The organism is Providencia sp. PROV175 (assembly GCF_032707045.1).
GTDB lineage: Bacteria > Pseudomonadota > Gammaproteobacteria > Enterobacterales > Enterobacteriaceae > Providencia > Providencia hangzhouensis.
This window is the reverse complement of sequence record NZ_CP120533.1, coordinates 4,385,599-4,402,977: the sequence shown is the minus strand read 5'-3', so window position 1 is coordinate 4,402,977 and position 17,379 is coordinate 4,385,599. Positions and strand designations below refer to the sequence as shown.

General features: G+C 42.0%; 19 protein-coding genes. 8 read left to right on the top strand and 11 right to left on the bottom strand.

Going from position 1 to position 17,379, the window contains the following annotated elements; all coding sequences use genetic code 11:
* Positions 1-169 precede the first annotated feature (169 nt).
* Together P3L44_RS20205 and tdh are read left to right on the top strand one after the other, a co-directional pair.
* Positions 170-1,366: a glycine C-acetyltransferase gene (locus P3L44_RS20205; RefSeq protein WP_140172954.1), complete on the top strand. Its 1,197-nt coding sequence runs from the start codon at positions 170-172 to the stop codon at positions 1,364-1,366.
* Positions 1,367-1,376: 10 nt separating this feature from the next.
* Positions 1,377-2,402 carry an L-threonine 3-dehydrogenase gene (tdh, locus tag P3L44_RS20200; protein WP_215954284.1) on the top strand — a complete coding sequence of 342 codons (1,026 nt, stop codon included), beginning with the start codon at positions 1,377-1,379 and terminating at the stop codon, positions 2,400-2,402.
* 63 nt (positions 2,403-2,465) lie between these two features.
* Here the strand turns inward: tdh and P3L44_RS20195 are convergent, their stop codons facing one another.
* Positions 2,466-3,530: a divergent polysaccharide deacetylase family protein gene (locus P3L44_RS20195; protein ID WP_140172955.1), complete on the bottom strand. Its 1,065-nt coding sequence runs from the start codon at positions 3,528-3,530 to the stop codon at positions 2,466-2,468.
* Between the two features lie 48 nt (positions 3,531-3,578).
* The gene (gene envC, locus P3L44_RS20190; protein WP_140172956.1) at positions 3,579-4,868 is read right to left on the bottom strand and encodes a murein hydrolase activator EnvC; all 1,290 of its coding nucleotides are present in this window, start codon (positions 4,866-4,868) and stop codon (positions 3,579-3,581) included.
* A gap of 433 nt (positions 4,869-5,301) precedes the next feature.
* On the opposite strand from envC, the gene P3L44_RS20185 reads away from it, so the two are divergent.
* The 6 genes from P3L44_RS20185 to P3L44_RS20160 all read left to right on the top strand — a co-directional run bounded on the left by P3L44_RS20185 (position 5,302) and on the right by P3L44_RS20160 (position 8,974).
* A complete protein-coding gene (locus P3L44_RS20185) occupies positions 5,302-5,739 on the top strand; it encodes a rhodanese-like domain-containing protein (RefSeq protein ID WP_004265159.1) in 438 nt (145 codons plus the stop codon).
* A gap of 129 nt (positions 5,740-5,868) precedes the next feature.
* The gene (gene secB / locus P3L44_RS20180; protein ID WP_004906947.1) at positions 5,869-6,345 is read left to right on the top strand and encodes a protein-export chaperone SecB; all 477 of its coding nucleotides are present in this window, start codon (positions 5,869-5,871) and stop codon (positions 6,343-6,345) included.
* On the top strand, positions 6,345-7,373 hold the full coding sequence (gene gpsA / locus P3L44_RS20175) for an NAD(P)H-dependent glycerol-3-phosphate dehydrogenase (RefSeq protein WP_272662777.1): 1,029 nt from the start codon (positions 6,345-6,347) through the stop codon (positions 7,371-7,373). The genes secB and gpsA overlap by 1 nt, the downstream gene beginning before the upstream one ends.
* A gap of 23 nt (positions 7,374-7,396) precedes the next feature.
* Positions 7,397-8,218, top strand: a complete 822-nt coding sequence (cysE, locus tag P3L44_RS20170; RefSeq protein WP_140172957.1) for a serine O-acetyltransferase — start codon at positions 7,397-7,399, stop codon at positions 8,216-8,218.
* A 151-nt stretch (positions 8,219-8,369) separates the two neighbouring features.
* Positions 8,370-8,615 (top strand): AbrB/MazE/SpoVT family DNA-binding domain-containing protein, encoded by a 246-nt coding sequence (locus P3L44_RS20165; RefSeq protein ID WP_004906951.1) that lies wholly within the window; start codon positions 8,370-8,372, stop codon positions 8,613-8,615.
* A complete protein-coding gene (locus P3L44_RS20160; protein WP_239354530.1) occupies positions 8,612-8,974 on the top strand; it encodes a type II toxin-antitoxin system PemK/MazF family toxin in 363 nt (120 codons plus the stop codon). Before P3L44_RS20165 ends, P3L44_RS20160 begins: the two co-directional genes overlap by 4 nt.
* A 29-nt stretch (positions 8,975-9,003) precedes the next feature.
* Here P3L44_RS20160 and trmL read toward each other — a convergent pair whose 3' ends face one another.
* The 9 genes from trmL to P3L44_RS20115 all read right to left on the bottom strand — a co-directional run bounded on the left by trmL (position 9,004) and on the right by P3L44_RS20115 (position 17,354).
* Complete coding sequence (gene trmL / locus P3L44_RS20155) at positions 9,004-9,507, bottom strand: tRNA (uridine(34)/cytosine(34)/5-carboxymethylaminomethyluridine(34)-2'-O)-methyltransferase TrmL (RefSeq protein ID WP_239354528.1); 504 nt, start codon at positions 9,505-9,507, stop codon at positions 9,004-9,006.
* 160 nt (positions 9,508-9,667) lie between these two features.
* A complete protein-coding gene (galE, locus tag P3L44_RS20150) occupies positions 9,668-10,693 on the bottom strand; it encodes a UDP-glucose 4-epimerase GalE (protein WP_239354527.1) in 1,026 nt (341 codons plus the stop codon).
* A 17-nt stretch (positions 10,694-10,710) separates the two neighbouring features.
* Positions 10,711-11,541, bottom strand: coding sequence for a polysaccharide biosynthesis tyrosine autokinase (locus P3L44_RS20145; RefSeq protein ID WP_272662778.1), 831 nt, complete (start codon positions 11,539-11,541; stop codon positions 10,711-10,713).
* Positions 11,471-12,799 (bottom strand): GNVR domain-containing protein, encoded by a 1,329-nt coding sequence (locus P3L44_RS20140; protein ID WP_272662779.1) that lies wholly within the window; start codon positions 12,797-12,799, stop codon positions 11,471-11,473. Before P3L44_RS20140 ends, P3L44_RS20145 begins: the two co-directional genes overlap by 71 nt.
* Before the next feature lie 35 nt (positions 12,800-12,834).
* On the bottom strand, positions 12,835-13,263 hold the full coding sequence (locus P3L44_RS20135; RefSeq protein WP_239354525.1) for a protein tyrosine phosphatase: 429 nt from the start codon (positions 13,261-13,263) through the stop codon (positions 12,835-12,837).
* A gap of 5 nt (positions 13,264-13,268) precedes the next feature.
* A complete protein-coding gene (locus P3L44_RS20130) occupies positions 13,269-14,414 on the bottom strand; it encodes a polysaccharide export protein (protein ID WP_195697926.1) in 1,146 nt (381 codons plus the stop codon).
* Positions 14,415-14,462: 48 nt separating this feature from the next.
* The gene (locus P3L44_RS20125) at positions 14,463-15,410 is read right to left on the bottom strand and encodes an NAD-dependent epimerase/dehydratase family protein (protein WP_109912514.1); all 948 of its coding nucleotides are present in this window, start codon (positions 15,408-15,410) and stop codon (positions 14,463-14,465) included.
* Between the two features lie 15 nt (positions 15,411-15,425).
* Positions 15,426-16,172 (bottom strand): glycosyltransferase family 2 protein, encoded by a 747-nt coding sequence (locus tag P3L44_RS20120; protein ID WP_239354523.1) that lies wholly within the window; start codon positions 16,170-16,172, stop codon positions 15,426-15,428.
* A gap of 15 nt (positions 16,173-16,187) precedes the next feature.
* Complete coding sequence (locus P3L44_RS20115; RefSeq protein WP_004906857.1) at positions 16,188-17,354, bottom strand: nucleotide sugar dehydrogenase; 1,167 nt, start codon at positions 17,352-17,354, stop codon at positions 16,188-16,190.
* Positions 17,355-17,379: the final 25 nt, after the last annotated feature.

Here is a 17,379-nt window from a genome sequence, read left to right as displayed (position 1 = left end):
CTTGGCGCAGACGGTAGCATTGATAGAAGAGAATTGAGCTGACACTTAAATGAGAACAAGGTAAATATCGTGATCTTGGCTACAAACTTGACTTATTTATGCTGTGAATATCGCCACACATAGAGACTATTATTAAACTCTATTAATAGTCTCTATACAGGAATAAATCATGCCAGAAAGATTTTATCAGCAGATTCAAGAACAATTGCTACAAATTGAAGCCGATGGGTTATTTAAAAATGAACGCATTATTACGACTTCACAAGATGCTGACATTGAAATTGTAGGTGGCCAGCGGGTTATTAACTTCTGTGCAAATAATTACCTTGGTCTTGCTAACCATCCTGCACTCATCGAAGCTGCTAAACAAGGAATGGATAGCCATGGTTTTGGTATGGCATCGGTACGCTTTATTTGTGGAACGCAAGATAACCACAAAATTTTAGAGCGCAAACTGGCGGATTTTCTGGGCATGGAAGATGCCATTCTCTATTCATCCTGTTTTGATGCAAATGGTGGGCTGTTTGAAACCTTGTTAGGCGCGGAAGATGCCATTATTTCAGATGCATTAAATCATGCATCCATTATTGATGGGGTTAGGTTAAGCAAGGCAAAACGCTACCGCTACAGCAATAACAATATGGTGGAATTAAAAGCACGTTTAGAGGAAGCCAAAACAGCAGGGGCTCGTCATATTTTAATCGCGACAGATGGCGTGTTCTCAATGGATGGCGTTATCGCTGATTTAAAATCCATTTGTGACCTTGCGGATGAATACCAAGCGTTGGTGATGGTGGATGACTCACATGCTGTTGGTTTTGTTGGGGAAAATGGTCGTGGTAGCCATGAGTACTGCGATGTGATGGGGCGTATCGATATTATCACGGGGACATTAGGTAAAGCCCTTGGCGGCGCATCTGGTGGTTATACGGCAGCGAAAAAAGAGGTAGTTGAATGGCTGCGTCAGCGTTCTCGTCCTTATTTGTTTTCGAATTCTCTCGCCCCTGCGATTGTTGCCGCATCAATCAAAGTGATTGATATGATGAAAGAAGGACATTCATTACGTGAAAAATTATGGCGTAATGCCGTGTTATTTAGAGAAAAAATGACCACAGCGGGTTTTACCCTCGCTGGTGCTGACCACGCCATCATCCCTGTTATGTTAGGTGATGCCAAACTCGCCCAAATTTTTGCGAAAGAGCTACTCGATGAAGGTATTTATGTCACGGGCTTTTTCTACCCTGTTGTACCACAAGGCCAGGCACGTATTCGTACTCAGATGTCTGCAGCACATAGTGAGGAGGATATTTTACACGCTGTTGAAGCATTCACCCGCATTGGTAGAAAACTAAAAATAATCAAATAAAAGGTCTTTTATGAAAGCACTGTCCAAACTGAAAGCTGAACCAGGTATATGGATGACAGATGTTCCGAAACCGGAACTCGGGCACAATGATGTGATGATCAAAATTCGTAAAACTGCGATTTGCGGTACGGATGTACATATCTATAACTGGGATGAATGGTCTCAGAAAACCATTCCTGTCCCAATGGTTGTCGGTCATGAATATATAGGGGAAATTGTTGCGATTGGGCAGGAAGTCAAAGGTTTTAAAATTGGTGACCGAGTGTCAGGGGAAGGGCATATTACTTGCGGCCACTGTCGAAACTGCCGTGGTGGCCGTACTCATCTTTGCCGCAATACGATTGGGGTGGGGGTTAACCGAGAAGGGTGTTTTGCTGAATATTTGGTGATCCCCGCATTTAATGCTTTTAAAATTCCCGATAACATTCCTGATGAAATAGCGGCGATTTTTGACCCATTTGGTAACGCAGTTCATACGGCACTTTCCTTTGATTTAGTGGGGGAAGATGTGCTGGTTTCCGGCGCTGGCCCTATAGGTATCATGGCGGCTGCAGTGTGCCGACATGTGGGAGCACGACATGTTGTTATCACGGATGTGAATGATTATCGACTTGAACTCGCGAAAAAAATGGGGGTTTCCCGTGCCGTGAACGTCAGTCGTGAAAATTTAAAAGACGTGATGAACGAATTGGGAATGAAAGAAGGTTTTGATGTTGCACTGGAAGTTTCTGGTGCTCCAGCCGCTTTTCAGACCATGTTAGACACCATGAACCACGGTGGCAGAATTGCACTATTAGGGATTCCCCCTGCTTCGATGGCAACAGATTGGAGCCAAGTAATATTCAAAGGACTGTTTATTAAGGGAATTTACGGCCGTGAGATGTTTGAAACATGGTATAAAATGGCGACACTCATTCAATCTGGTTTGGATTTATCACCGATAATTACCCATCAATTCTCGATTGATGAGTTCCAAAAAGGCTTTGATATCATGCGTTCAGGCCAATCTGGTAAAGTGATTTTAAACTGGGATTAAATTTTTATCATATCCATTCCCCTTTTTGGCTTTTTTGAACCAAGAGGGGGAACCGAAAATGATCTACTGCTGTTGCTTGAAAAGCGGGCGCTTTTGGGCTCTATCGCCCTGTACCAACAAAGGTTGTAAAGCCTTATCGTTATAAATACTCTCAACCACAAACATAATAAAATCAATTCCCTGTGGCTTAGAAGGCGGTAATGTAAACTCACATATACCGAGTTCTTGCGGAATAATCACATTTTCTGGTTGGCTAGCCGCTTCGGGTTGCACAACAGTAGCATCTTTGGTTAGTGGTGTTTTTATTTCATCTTGTACTGCTTGCTTAGTTTGAGGTTGTGTCGGTGTCTTTTTCGCTTCTTCAGATAGCATTCTTAATGATGTTGGTTGTTTAGTTGAAGATTGAGGGCTCAGCAGAGCACTAACGGCAACTAATTCAACATCAGCAGGAAGTTGGGCTAGGTATTTTTGCAAGGCTCGAACGGTAGAGGGGTGTGGATGACCAATGGCAACCGCACTGCCGTGTTTACGCGCGTAAGCAACGGCTTTATTCAACTGAGTGCGGGTTTCTTCTTCCGATTGGTGGTTATCAATAAAAATATGGCGACGTAACGTGGGAACGCCGTATTCTTTGGCGGCATTACCTACTTGGGTATTCCCAATGGTTACGCTATCGAGGAAAAACAAGTTTGACTTTGACAGGCTGCGCATCACGTTCTGCATACCGGGTAAGCTTGATGTCATCTCGCTCCCCATATGGTTATTCATGCCTTTTGCATAAGGAACTCGGGTTATCGCATTTTTAATAATAAGGTCAATTTCCTCTGCACTCATTGATGGAGCTAATGTGTCTTTCTCTAGCGGTTGTTTGCTCAATGGTTTCATTGGCATATGGATGAGAATATCGCGCCCTTGCTGATGGGCTTTTTCTGCGACTTCACGGCCATGGGGAGAGCTCGGTAAAATTGCAATAGTTACCGCAGGGGATAACGCTAGAATTTGGTTGTCTTCTTTAACGCGATAACCAAAATCATCAATCACAATCGCCAATTTTGCCGCACTCACCGGTAGACACATCATTAATAATGACAAAACAATGAGTGGTCGAATGGGTAAGTGCTTCAGCATAACGTTATCCTAATTAATTGAATTTAAAATTTATCGCCCTAACTATATTTATCGGCCTAACCATGGACGTGGGTTTACGGTTTTACCTTGTCTACGAATTTCAAAATAGAGGGCCGGACGTTCTTGGCCGCCACTGCTACCCACTAAGGCGATAGGTTGGCCCGCTCTAACCTCTTGGCCAACATTCACTAAGGCACTTTGGTTATAACCATACAGGCTCATATCCCCTTTACCGTGTTCAACGACGACAACGAGCCCATAGCCTTGTAACCAGTCAGCCAGTAACACGCGCCCATCGGAGATGGCTTTGACTTGCGTTCCTTCATTAGCGGCGATAACCATGCCTTTCCAACGTAACTCACTGGAAATGGTATCACCATAGTTATGGAGTAATGAACCACGAACAGGCCAGATAGCTTGCCCTGCAGGGCGCCCTAAACCACCAGTACGAGACATCAGTGAACGTTCGCTCTCTGACGGTTTATAGGTTGAGCCTTTCTGTTTGGCTTGACGTTCTTTTTCAGCGACTTGCACGCGAATACGTGCTGCTTCTTTGGCCTCTCGCTCTGCTCTGGCCTTGGCTTCACGTTCGGCGCGAGCAATTTTGTCGCGTAATCTTGCTTCGTTTTGTTTTAGAACAGCAAGATTTTTTTGGTCTTCTTTTAATGTACTTTCAAGGGCATTCAAGGTTTTTTGCCGTGAAGCGCGTGCGTTATCCAACTTACGCTTTTCTTGTTGTTGGCGAGCCAGTGTTGTTTTTTGTTCGGCTTGTTTTTTTTGTTCGAGTTGTTTTTGTTCTTGCAGCTCTTGAGTAGTTTCCTCTAGAGCGGCAATGTTTTTTTCACGCGCCTGATTTAAATAGCTGTAATAGGCCAAAATACGTTCTTCTCGCTGGCCTTCTTCACCTTTGAACATTAGGGTTAACCCTTGGTGTTTACCTAACCGAAAGGCAGCGTCTAGTTGGTCAGCTAATAATTTTTCTTGTTGTTGTTTTTTGGTTTGTAGTTGCTTGATATTGCTATTTAAGGAAACAATTTCTTTATCTAATTGTTTTAGCTGGTTTTGAGTCTCATGCAGGCTACGACCGGCCGCAGAAATACTTTGCTCTTGTTGTTTAAGTTGTTCAAGCAGTGCTGAGCGCTTGGCTTGTTGTTCTTTTACGCTTTTTTCTTTTTCAGCAATACTTTTGAGTAAATCATGTAATTGCCCTTTATTTTCAGTGATCTGGTTGGCAAACACAGTTTGTGTTGGGGCGAGCGCAAGCAACCCTAACCCAAAGAGAGCGCTAATAGCCTGACGAATAAATGAAATTTTCATTCGATGATGTGTATTGGCCATCGTGATAAATCACCTCAATTAAATGCAATAACTGATTATTTCATCTGCAAGTGATGGTTTCCAGCACTGTCTAACAAATAGTATTGAAAACATTTATAAATTCGGACTTTTGCCCTGAATCAGAACTATATTAAGTCAAATAACACAGTTTTATTATCACTGATTTATTTTGTATAGCCAGTATTCAATACTTTTTTCTTATTCACTGCCTATTTGAAGCACGATTTAGACCTGTTTCGCACGTTTATGATAAAATATTTGCGTACCGCTTCGAAACAGAAAAGCGATTTTTCACTGAACGGTGTTAATTTTGCGTGCCTTAGCGCAAAAAAAATAAGCTAGTTTGCGGGAATTGGCTGTAATTAGCTCAACACAAAGGTATACTCAGAACCCTTTGATATTCGTTTTTAACTAACGGGAGTGATTGCCCCCCATGATCCAAGAAATCATGCAATTTGTAAGCCGGAACATGTTATTGAGTCTGGTTTGGATAGCGCTATTAGTTGCTGTGGTTGTTATGACCTTTAAAGGCCTTTTCTCTAAAACGAAAGTGATTGCTCGTTCACAAGCGATTACACTGATTAATAAAGAAGAGGCGGTTGTTGTCGATTTACGTTCTCGCGATGATTTCCGTAAAGGGCACATTATTGATTCTATTAACTTAACACCGTCTGAAATTAAAGAGAATAATTTAGGTGAATTAGAAAAACACAAACAGAAACCAGTGATTATCGTTTCTGCGAGTGGTATGGAATCAGGTAAACCTGCTGAACAGCTGGCACAACACGGTTTTGAAAAAGTCTTTGTCCTGAAAGAAGGGATCTCTGGCTGGGCAGGTGAAAACCTTCCGCTAGCTCGTGGTAAGAAGTAGTTATCCAGCATGTATTTGCTCCCAAGTTATATTCGCAGTATGTGACTTGGGTAGCGCAATGCAGCGAACACCCCTGTAGCTCAAAGAATGACAGGGAAAATTCATATGGAAGTTAAAGGTACATAAACTATGTCAGAACAAAACAACTCAGAAATGGTTTTTCAAATTCAACGCATTTATGCAAAAGACGTTTCATTTGAAGCACCTAATGCACCACACATCTTTCAACACGAGTGGCAACCAGAAATCAAATTAGATTTAGATACTTCTTCAACTCAGCTGTCTGAAGGTGTTTATGAAGTTGTTTTACGCGTCACAACGACTGCAACTTTAGGTGAAGAAACCGCTTTCCTGTGTGAAGTCCAGCAAGCGGGTGTTTTCTCTATCGAAGGTATTGAAGGTACTCAAATGGCACATTGCTTAGGTGCATATTGCCCGAACATCCTGTTCCCATACGCACGTGAAGCGATCACTAGCTTAGTGGGCCGTGGTACATTCCCACAATTGAACTTAGCGCCAGTTAACTTTGATGCACTGTTCATGAACTATTTACAGCAGCAACAAGGTGAACAAGCGCAGAACTCAGAAGCTCAACAGGACGCTTAATGAATACTGCTTCAATGACAGTGATCGGTGCCGGCTCGTACGGCACCGCTTTAGCCATTACGCTTGCACGTAATGCACATCAGGTTGTGTTATGGGGCCATGACCCAAAACACATTCATCAATTAGAACAAGATCGCAGCAATCAGGCGTTTTTGTCTGGCGTTTCTTTTCCTGATAGTTTATCTCTCGAAACGGACTTAAAATGCGCCGTTGAGGCGAGCCCTAATATCTTGATTGTGGTACCGAGCCATGTTTTTGGTGATGTACTAAAGCAAATCCAGCCATACTTACGCGCAGACTCCCGTATTATTTGGGCGACTAAGGGCTTAGAAAGGGATACTGGCCGTTTGTTGCAAGAAGTGGCACGTGAGGTATTAGGCAATGAAATTCCGCTGGCAGTACTTTCTGGCCCGACATTTGCGAAAGAATTAGCCGCAGGTTTACCAACGGCAATTTCCGTGGCGGCAAGCGATAGCCAATTTGGTGATGATTTACAAAAATTATTCCATTGTGGCAAGAGTTTTCGCGTCTATAAGAACCCTGACATGGTTGGAGTGCAACTGGGTGGTGCCGTAAAAAACGTGATTGCTATTGGTGCCGGTATTTCTGATGGCATGGGCTTTGGTGCGAATGCACGTACTGCATTGATTACCCGCGGTTTAGCTGAAATGAGTCGTTTAGGTGCAGCTTTGGGAGCAGACCCTGCAACTTTTATGGGTATGGCAGGCTTAGGTGACCTTGTGTTAACGTGTACAGATAACCAATCCCGTAACCGCCGTTTTGGTATGATGCTAGGTGATGGCGTTAGCGTTGAAGATGCAGAAAAAGAGATTGGCCAAGTCGTTGAAGGCTATCGTAATACCAAGGAAGTCCGCGCACTGGCTGAGCGGGCAGGTGTTGAAATGCCAATTACTGAGCAAATTTATCAAATCCTTTACCGCCATAAAAATGTGTTAGAGGCGGCGCAAGCACTGCTAGGGCGTGCGACGAAAGATGAAATTGCCGATATGCCAAAGCTGCATGATTAATAAAAATAGATAGGTGAGTGATTATGTCGCGTGAAGAACTGGATAGAATTTGGGGTTTCATTAAAGATGAAGCGAAGTCTCTTGCGGACTGCGAACCACTCCTCGCCAGCTTTTTTAACGCGACATTGTTAAAGCACGACAATTTAGGCAGTGCGCTCAGCTATATGCTAGCCAATAAACTGAGCTCGCCGATTATGCCAGCGCTTGAAGTGCGTGAAATTGTTGAGGAAGCTTATCGCAATGACGAAGGCATGATTTTCTCTGCAGCAATGGACTTAGCCGCGGTTCGCCTACGTGACCCTGCCGTTGATAAATATTCCACTCCATTATTGTATTTGAAAGGTTTCCACGCCTTGCAAGCCTATCGCATCGGTAATTGGCTGTGGAAAGAAGGCCGCCAAGCGCTGGCAGTTTATTTGCAAAATCAAATCTCCGTCTCTTTTGGTGTCGATATCCACCCAGCCGCCCGTATTGGTTGTGGCATTATGCTTGACCACGCAACGGGTATTGTGATTGGGGAAACGGCCATTGTCGAAAATGATGTCTCAATTTTGCAATCCGTCACGCTAGGCGGTACTGGGAAAACCTGTGGCGACCGCCATCCTAAAGTAAGAGAAGGGGTGATGATTGGCGCAGGGGCAAAAATTCTAGGCAATATTGAAATTGGCCGCGGTGCAAAAATTGGCGCAGGTTCTGTTGTACTTCACCCCGTTCCACCACACACCACGGTAGCAGGGGTTCCAGCACGCATTGTCGGTAAACCAACCAGCGATAAACCGTCCTTAGAAATGGATCAAAACTTTAATGGTAGTATTTGGGGTTTTGAAAATGGGGATGGGATTTGAGTTGTGAGGGTTCTAGTTCGATCGTTTTCATTTTTGATTTCCCCTATCTGTATATAAATTGACCGAAAATTTGCTTTAACCTCAATGAGGTTATACAATGTTTATACATTGAGAAACTAATATACTCAAAAATAAGTATGGGGTAAGAGAAATGAGCGTTGCTATAAAAAAATGGGGAAATAGCCAAGGCATTGTTATCCCATCAGCTATCTTAAAACAATTAGGTATTGAGGTTGGCCAACGTCTTGATATTTCTGTTAATAATGGTAATTTGGTTCTTTCTCCCAAAAAGAAGATAAGGATGTTTTCTGAAGCTTATTTGCTTGACAATATGAATGAATATAATAGTCATTCAGATGAACTTGCTCAAATTAATGATATGGAAATTGGTGAATGAGTAAAAGTTACATACCAAGGCGAAATGATATTGTTTGGTTAGATTTTGACCCAACGAAAGGAAAAGAAATAGGAAAATATCGGCCTGCACTCGTTTTATCCAGTGTGGAATATAATAAAAAATCAGGCTTGGTAATTTGTTGTCCTATTAGCACAAGCATTAGAGGGCACATAACAGAAGTAAGGATAAATAATCTTGATACTCCGTGTGTTGCTGCGGCAAACCTTATTCAAACAATATCTTGGAAAGATAGAAGTATGAAGTTTGGGGTAGTTGCTGATGAGGGGGTTCTTGATGGTGTGCTCGCAAGGTTGATCCCATTAATTGGTGGAGAGCATTTTTTTATTGATTCAAACTAAAGGAACTCAAACTGAGCTCCTTTTATAGTCTAGTCCTTTAGCAGCGCCCCTGCATACCCCAACTGCCTCCATGCTTCAAACACAACCACTGCCACAGAGTTGGATAAATTCATACTGCGGCTATCTGCCAACATAGGAATACGAATTTTTTGCTCTATTGGCATGTTATCTAGCACATAAGGCGGTAGCCCTCGGGTTTCAGGGCCAAACATCAAATAATCATTTTCTTGATAACTAACATTACTATGACTTGGCTTACCTTTAGTCGTTAAGGCAAACACACGGGCACCGCTTTCAGATTGGTTATTATCCGGGTTTAGCCCTTCACTTTTTAAAAAAGTAAAATAATCATGGTGGTGCTTGATATCGGCAAATTCGCTATAGTCCAACCCTGCACGGCGTAGGCGTTTATCATCCCATGTAAAGCCAAGAGGGTGAATAAGATGCAAATCAAAGCCAGTATTGGCACAAAGGCGAATGATATTGCCCGTATTTGGCGGTATTTCTGGTTCGAATAAAACAATGTGTGGCATAACGTTAAGCTGATATTTTTGATAAGAAATGATGGGAAGAGTTTACGCGCAAATGGGTTTGTTTTCATGTGGAACTTTTATAGCAGCCGTAAAAATTATTTGTACCCTGAAAACAAAAAACGAGCCATTAAGGCTCGTCTATAGAAATAACTCGTTGAGGTTAGCGATTATAACCATTAGGGTTCATGGACTGCCAACGCCAGCTATCATTGACCATATCTTGGATAGAATACTGTGCTTTCCAGTTTAAATCTTTCAATGCTTTTTCTGGGCTAGACCAGCATTCCGCAATATCACCAGGGCGCCTTGCTACAATCTCATATTTAATTGGTTTACCTGACGCTTTTTCAAAAGCAGCAATAATTTCCAGCACACTTGTGCCAGTCCCTGTACCAAGATTGTAAACATGTAAGCCTGCTTGCTGGCTAACTTTATTCAGCGCGGCAATATGGCCATCAGCCAAATCCATCACGTGAATATAGTCACGCACACCAGTACCATCCGGTGTTGGGTAATCATTACCAAATACCATCACTTGTGGGCGGCGGCCTACAGCGACTTGGGAAACAAACGGTGCCAAGTTATTCGGAATCCCTTGCGGGTCTTCACCCATGGTTCCGGATGGGTGTGCGCCAACAGGGTTAAAATAACGCAGTAAGGTCAGTGACCAATCATCTTCCGCAATATATAAATCCGAAAGGATACGCTCAACCATATACTTACTGGTTCCGTATGGATTGGTGGTTCCACCGACTTTGGAATTTTCTGTTAACGGTACCTCTTCAGGATCACCATATACGGTAGCGGAGGAACTAAAAATCAGGCTTTTAACACCGGCTTTTTTCATGCTTTCCACTAATACCAGTGTGCCATTGACGTTAACATCATAGTATTCAATCGGTTTCTGTACTGACTCACCAACAGCTTTTAACCCAGCAAAGTGAATGACGGAATGAATTTGATGATTAGCAAAAATGGACGCTAAAATTTGGCTATCACGCACATCACCTTGGTAAAAGACCGGCTTAACACCTGTGATAGCTTCAATACGGTTAAGCACTTCAAGGTTGGCATTATGCAGGTTATCTAAAATAACCGGCTGCATCCCTTGCTGGATCATCTGTACACAGGTATGGCTACCAATGTAGCCAAGGCCACCCGTGACGAGAACTTGTTGATTATTCATCTCAATATTCCTGAGTCTTAATATTCATAATGGTAGTTATAGTCGTCAGACCTTGCATCAATACCATTCAAGATCACACCTGTAATTTCGATATCATTTTGCTTAAAGCGTTTCAGTGATAAATCGACATCTTTCACGGTATTCACCCCGTAGAAAGCAATCAGTAATGAAGTACCGACATATTTACCAATAATCGCCGAGTCAGTAATTGCTAAGATTGGTGCGGTATCGATCACCACAATATCGTATTGGTTTTTGACTTTATCCAGTAACTGCTTAAAGCGCTCACCCATTAATAACTCAGACGAGTGAGTGACATTTTTACCACGGCAAATCACATCAAGATTTTCAATCACGTTAGCATGAATAGTGGGTGATTCTAAACTTTGCTGTGATAAGTAGTCAGATAAGCCCGCTTTATTGTTTAAGCCAAAGGCTTTGTGCAAACGACCTTTACGTAAGTCGGTATCGATTAATAACACTTTCTTACCTGCGTTAGCCAGTACCACCGCCATATTGGAGGTAACAAAACTTTTCCCCACACCTGGCGATGCACTAGTCACCATCACCAGGTTGTTACCTTGATTCATTACCGAGAAATAAACACTGGTACGTAATGAACGGATAGCTTCAACCGCGGTATCTGCTGGGTTTTCTATCGCTAATGGGCTTTTATTGCCTGCCTCAATCAGTTTTTTCTCATAGGCAGAGAAAGGTATGGTGGCGTAGACGTTGACACCCAATGCATCGATATCTTCCGTGCTCTTAATTTTATTATTAAAGAACTCGCGAGCAATCACATACGCGCAGCCGACAATAAAGCCAAGGATAGCCAAGGATAGTGGCAAGAGCAACAATCAGTGATTTTTTTGGTGCTACAGCATTTGGTTGTGACTCCGCGGAGTCAATAATACGCACATCGGCAGTAATACCAGAGTTCAATACGCTGAGCTCTTGTTGTTTCGCGACTAATTGAGCGTAAATCGCTTGTTCTGCTTCAACATCACGAGTTAAACGGACGATTTCTTGTTGGGTATTCGGTAATTTTTGAATATTTTTACTAATTTTTTCTTTCTCACGTAACAACTGTTGGCGTTTATCTAATAGGGACTGATAAGCGGGGTGGTTACGGGTATATAACTGTTGAATCTCCACTTCTTTGAAGGTCAATTCATTGAGCTTTTCTTCGACCTGCAATGCAGTATCTAAAGCCGCTTTGGCTTCTAAGGATAAATCAATGGATTCATTCTTTTTACGAAAAGCATTGAGCTGGTTTTCGTAGTTATCTAATTTCTTTTTAATCGTAGGTAAGTAGCCATCTAAGAACACGAGTGTATTGTTGGTGACTTCTTTTTTACGCTCGGTATTTTGGTCTACATAGTTTTGGATAACACTGTTGAGAATATTAACATTCTCAACTTTATCCGCACCTTTAATGGCTAAACTGATAATACCGGTACCTTTGCCCACTTCCGCGATGGTTAGGGTATTGCGTAAGTCTTCAATGGTAGAGTAACGGGCATTTTTGATTAATGAAAACTCTTCGCCAGTTTCAGCCGCGAAACTGGAAATTAATAAGTTAATTTCCCCTTGTTTAAGCACTTCACCGACTTTACCTTGCAAGACTTGGCCATCCACATTGAGGGAATAATTATTATCCCCCAAATACGTCAGGGTCAATGGCTGGCCAATTAAGTTTTCAGGTAATTGAAATAGGGCAATATGGACGGGAGCCACTTCACCAAGTAACTTACTGACAAAGCCTTCAGGGGCTGCTTGAGTGTCTAAGTTCAAGTCTGCAACGGTTTTACCTAACACCATGCGGGACTTGATGACTTCAATTTCAGAGTCGACTTGGTTATTGCTGTTACCAAATGGCATGACATCACTCATTTGGTCAAGTAATGAGACCTGTCCTAATTTGTCATACTGTAAGGTCGCATTCGCTTGGTATATGGGGGTTGCTAATAAACTGTATGCAATGGCGATAGCCGCAAAAATAACAGTAAAAAACCCAATTTTAATGGTGTTGGATTTCAAAACTTTAAACAGAGCGAGCAGATCGATTTCATCTGAGGCAGGGGAGCTATTTTTTGTTGTGTTCATAATAGGTTAAATGTTAAGTCATCCAATAAATAAAATTAAATTTTGCCTTGCCAAGCAATCGCGGCTTTTTCCATCAACTGGTAAACATGTTCAAACATTTCATCGCTGCGTTTGTGCGGGTCAGGGATTTCAGTTTTATTGACCCATTGCCCAAATAACATCACCTTACCGCGCGTTTCAGGAAACTGCTGGTGGATTTTAGCAATATGATCGTTTTCCATCACTAGGATTAAGTCTGCTTTATGGCATATTTCGCTGGTTAATCGACGTGATTGATGGTTTTCAAGGGAAAGGCTATGTTGCTCGGCAATCCGGATGGCACTGTCATAAGCAGGCATATCATTTTTAGCGATAATACCTGCCGAATGAACAGTTTTTTCGGGAAAATACTGTTGTAATAAACGCTCTCCTGTAGGAGAGCGGCAGATATTTCCCATACAAACAACGAGAATATTATTAAACATATCGATTACCAGTCGTGAATACGCTTGGTACCTTCGGTTAACTGATTATAAGTTGCGATAGTTGGTAACAGTTGGGTAATCAAGCGGTTCCAACGTACTACAGGCGCAGCGGTAACATACACTAAGTCATAAGGCTGCAGTTTAAATTCAGTACCCATCACAAGCGATGTCGCATCTGATAGGTCTAACTGATAAACAGCGGCCATTTTTTTCGGTAATAGAGCTTCGAGTTCTTTGTCTTCTGCTGGTTGGTTTTTAATTGGGCGAATAACAAATACACCCGTTGCATTAGCGGTTGTTTGGTCTATCCCGCTCGCTTTGCTTAAGGCTTCAGTAATACTCATACCTGCGCGGTCAATAGTTAAGGTCGTTGGTTGACCGACTTCACCCATTACAAACACTTTTTGGCTATCATTACGTGGTACATATAGCACATCACCCGGTAGCATCAGGTAGTTTTGGGTTAAATCGCCGTACTGAACTAAATCTTGTAATGACACTTTGATTTCTTTGCCATTACGGGTGAGCACCACATTATCCCAATCGGCTTTTTCGGTTAAACCACCGGCATTATTAAAGGCTTCTAAGATAGTCAGTGGCACGTTGGTAATTGGCAAGGTACCTGGTTTCGCCACTTCACCCGACACATACATTTTTTGTGAACGGAAGGCGGCAATACTCACATCCACTTGTGGGGATTCGATATAGGTGGCTAAACGGTTGCTGATCAGAGTACGGATTTCAGTGACGGTTTTACCGATCACTTTGACTTTACCAATATACGGGTAGTAGATAGTCCCATCGGAATGTACCCAGTTACCGGAGTCTTGCGCACTACGGTATGAACCCGCAGGGATAGTCAATTCAGGGTGGTCCCAAACTGTAATGGTTAATACATCGCCTGCACCCACGCGATATTCATAATGAGTCAGTTGCTTTTCTAACTGCGCATTCGGTTTAGCAATGGTGGGAGCGGTGTACATATCATCCAATAATTTTGGTGAGATTGGATAGATATCAACCAATTTAGTAATGTCACGGTCACCCGTATCAACCACATTTTTGCCTGAGGTTGATACATAGGCGCCGGGGGTGACGGTGCAGCCCGTCAATGCGGTTAGCATGAGTACAGCAACAGAAAGACGCTTCATAAATACACTCTATCCCTATAGCAATATGGTTAAAGGCACTCGCCTATTTTATTTGAATTCGTATTGAACTGTATTAGCGATACCTTTTTCCAGTGTAACTGGTGGTGTAAATGAGGTATCAGCAATGTAGTTTGATTTAAATTGTGTTCTTGCACAGAATTTTTTCACTCTAATACTGCTGACAGGAAACTCTTTGCCTGTCACTTTAGAAAGAATGTCGAAGCAGTAACCACCTAATATCCCGATTGGGTAAGGAACTCGGATATTTGATTTGGGTTTATCTAAGGCACCACAAATTACAGTGGTTAGTTCATTCATAGTAAAGTCAGGCTTATCAATATAATTGAAAACATGTTTTCCAGTTGTAAACGTAGTCGCAAAATAAATAAATGCAGCGACATTTTCAACATAAGCCATAGATTTTTGGTTATTCCCTGCACCGATCATTAAGAAACGGCCTGAAGCAATTTGGCGGAATAAATTATAAACATTACCGCGGTTATTTTCACCAAAAACAACCGTTGGGCGTATGGTGACTAAGATATTATCCGCTGACTTGGCTTGCCATGCATCATAGACATATTCGGCTTCAAGTTTTGATTTGCCATAGTCATTAAACGGATGGTATTCACCGTCTTCGCCAGTTTCTTTTTCAACAAAGCCATAAACAGCGACAGAAGAGGTAAATACAATATGTTTAATGCCAAGCTGTTCAGCCACATCACAGACATTTTTAGCACCATCAACATTCACTTCATAGTAAAGGCTAATTGGGTGCACATTATCTTTATGTTGAGCAGACAAATTAATAATAACATCACTGCCTTTTAATGGCTCAATAAGTGTTTCAGGTTTGGTAACATCACCAAATTCCCATTTTTCAGGATGAGCTTCGCTTTTTTGAATATCAACGATTTTAAAGTCAATATTTTGGGATTTTAATTGATTAGAGAGACGGGTGCCGATAAAACCGGAACCACCGATGATAGTTAGCATAGTTAATCCTGAGTTTTATTTTCTAATTATGCCTTTAATGGCATAGCCAATAAAATATTTAGTTGATTTTATGATATTAAAACTTAATTCCTGGCGGTAAAACTTCCATTGATATTTTGCGGCGTCAATTTTATTTTGAGTCATACCTGAGTCAGTTCGATAGTCAGCAAGGACTTGAGGACAACAGTAAGCTGTGTGACCTTGGGCTAATATTTTTAGCCATAGCCCCATATCCTGTCTTTTCCTGATCAGCGGCATAAATTGCTTGCCTAATATTTTTGTATCATAGACAGCAGTCAGACAACCAATGATATTGCAATAAAGTAATTCATTATATGTCACAGTATTTGGAGGAATAACGAGTTTACCTTTGCCCTCTTGTGTAAACTTTTGGTATTGAGTATACGAAAGAGGATAGTTTCCTTCTATCATATGGCTTAATTGAACTTCTAATTTATTTGGGCGCCATAGGTCATCACTATCTAGGAAAGCTATAAACCGACCTTGAGCTGCTTCTATACCAGTATTTCTAGCTACCCCAGCACCGCCATTTTGTGTTAATTGAATAAGTTTGATTCTGTTATCACTGAAGGAATTAATAATATTAATAGAATTATCTGTAGATAAGTCATCAATAATAATTAATTCAAAGTGAGGATAGGTTTGGTTTAACACAGAATTAATGGAGTCTTTTATATATTGCTCTGCATTATAACAAGGCATAATAATAGAAACTAATTCTTGGGTTACAATTTCAGACATCTCATCGTCACCAAATTAATCATTACCAAATAAATCGCGGGTATAGACTTTCTCTGCTACATCTTCCAGCTCAGGCACCATCCGGTTGGCTAAAATAATGTCGCTTTCTGCTTTGAAAGTCTCTAAGTCACGAATAACTTTAGAGCGGAAAAATTCATTTTCTTTTAAAACAGGCTCATACACCACCACTTCGATACCCTTGGCTTTGATGCGTTTCATCACACCCTGTACCGCAGAGGCGCGGAAATTATCAGAGCCAGCCTTCATCACTAAGCGATAAACACCGACTTTACGTGGTGCTTTAGCAATGATTGCATCGGAAATAAAGTCTTTGCGGGTGCGGTTCGATTCCACAATGGCGTTAATCAAGTTATTTGGCACGTCATCGTAGTTAGCTAACAGTTGCTTGGTATCTTTTGGTAAACAATAACCACCGTAACCGAATGATGGGTTGTTATAATGGCTGCCAATACGTGGGTCTAAAGAGACCCCTTCAATAATTTGGCGTGCATTTAGACCGCGGCTTTCTGCATAGGTGTCGAGCTCATTAAAGTACGCCACACGCATGGCTAAATAGGTGTTGGCAAACAGCTTAATGGCTTCGGCTTCGGTGCCATCGGTAAATAACACGGGCACGTCTTTTTTAATTGCACCTTCAAGCAGTAAATCCGCAAAAATTTTCGCGCGCTCAGAACGCTCTCCTACCACGATACGGGACGGGTGCAAGTTATCCCACAAAGCGCGGCCTTCACGTAAAAATTCAGGAGAGAAAATCACGTTGGTATAACCAAATTCTTCACGTAAACGCGCGGTAAAGCCCACCGGAATAGTGGATTTCACGATAATCGTCGCTTGCGGGTTAATTTCATTCACATCATGAATAACAGACTCAACCGATCTTGTATTGAAGTAATTGGTTTTTGGGTCATAGTCGGTTGGCGTTGCGACAATGACGTATTGTGCACCGGTGTAAGCTTCAGTTTTATCTTCTGTGGCACGGAAGTTGAGGGTTTTTTCCGTTAAAAACTGTTCAATTTCTGCATCAACAATGGGTGATTGATGATTGTTTAACATCGCCACTTTTTCAGGGATGATGTCCACGGCGACCACTTCGTGGTGTTGTGACAGTAACATGGCGTTAGATAGGCCGACGTAGCCGGTTCCTGCGATTGCTATTTTCATTTTTCACATCATCTGTTTAATTTTA

Bases quoted from the DNA above. Each gene is read 5' to 3' on its own strand.
- P3L44_RS20195 (WP_140172955.1), bottom strand. From the start codon at position 3,530: ATGCTGAAGCACTTACCCATTCGACCACTCATTGTTTTGTCATTATTA.
- P3L44_RS20140 (WP_272662779.1), bottom strand. From the start codon at position 12,799: ATGAACACAACAAAAAATAGCTCCCCTGCCTCAGATGAAATCGATCTG.
- cysE (WP_140172957.1), top strand. From the start codon at position 7,397: ATGTCGCGTGAAGAACTGGATAGAATTTGGGGTTTCATTAAAGATGAA.
- P3L44_RS20115 (WP_004906857.1), bottom strand. From the start codon at position 17,354: ATGAAAATAGCAATCGCAGGAACCGGCTACGTCGGCCTATCTAACGCC.
- P3L44_RS20160 (WP_239354530.1), top strand. From the start codon at position 8,612: ATGAGTAAAAGTTACATACCAAGGCGAAATGATATTGTTTGGTTAGAT.
- secB (WP_004906947.1), top strand. From the start codon at position 5,869: ATGTCAGAACAAAACAACTCAGAAATGGTTTTTCAAATTCAACGCATT.
- P3L44_RS20205 (WP_140172954.1), top strand. From the start codon at position 170: ATGCCAGAAAGATTTTATCAGCAGATTCAAGAACAATTGCTACAAATT.
- envC (WP_140172956.1), bottom strand. From the start codon at position 4,868: ATGGCCAATACACATCATCGAATGAAAATTTCATTTATTCGTCAGGCT.
- P3L44_RS20120 (WP_239354523.1), bottom strand. From the start codon at position 16,172: ATGTCTGAAATTGTAACCCAAGAATTAGTTTCTATTATTATGCCTTGT.
- P3L44_RS20125 (WP_109912514.1), bottom strand. From the start codon at position 15,410: ATGCTAACTATCATCGGTGGTTCCGGTTTTATCGGCACCCGTCTCTCT.
- P3L44_RS20135 (WP_239354525.1), bottom strand. From the start codon at position 13,263: ATGTTTAATAATATTCTCGTTGTTTGTATGGGAAATATCTGCCGCTCT.
- P3L44_RS20165 (WP_004906951.1), top strand. From the start codon at position 8,370: ATGAGCGTTGCTATAAAAAAATGGGGAAATAGCCAAGGCATTGTTATC.
- tdh (WP_215954284.1), top strand. From the start codon at position 1,377: ATGAAAGCACTGTCCAAACTGAAAGCTGAACCAGGTATATGGATGACA.
- trmL (WP_239354528.1), bottom strand. From the start codon at position 9,507: ATGCCACACATTGTTTTATTCGAACCAGAAATACCGCCAAATACGGGC.
- P3L44_RS20185 (WP_004265159.1), top strand. From the start codon at position 5,302: ATGATCCAAGAAATCATGCAATTTGTAAGCCGGAACATGTTATTGAGT.
- P3L44_RS20130 (WP_195697926.1), bottom strand. From the start codon at position 14,414: ATGAAGCGTCTTTCTGTTGCTGTACTCATGCTAACCGCATTGACGGGC.
- gpsA (WP_272662777.1), top strand. From the start codon at position 6,345: ATGAATACTGCTTCAATGACAGTGATCGGTGCCGGCTCGTACGGCACC.
- galE (WP_239354527.1), bottom strand. From the start codon at position 10,693: ATGAATAATCAACAAGTTCTCGTCACGGGTGGCCTTGGCTACATTGGT.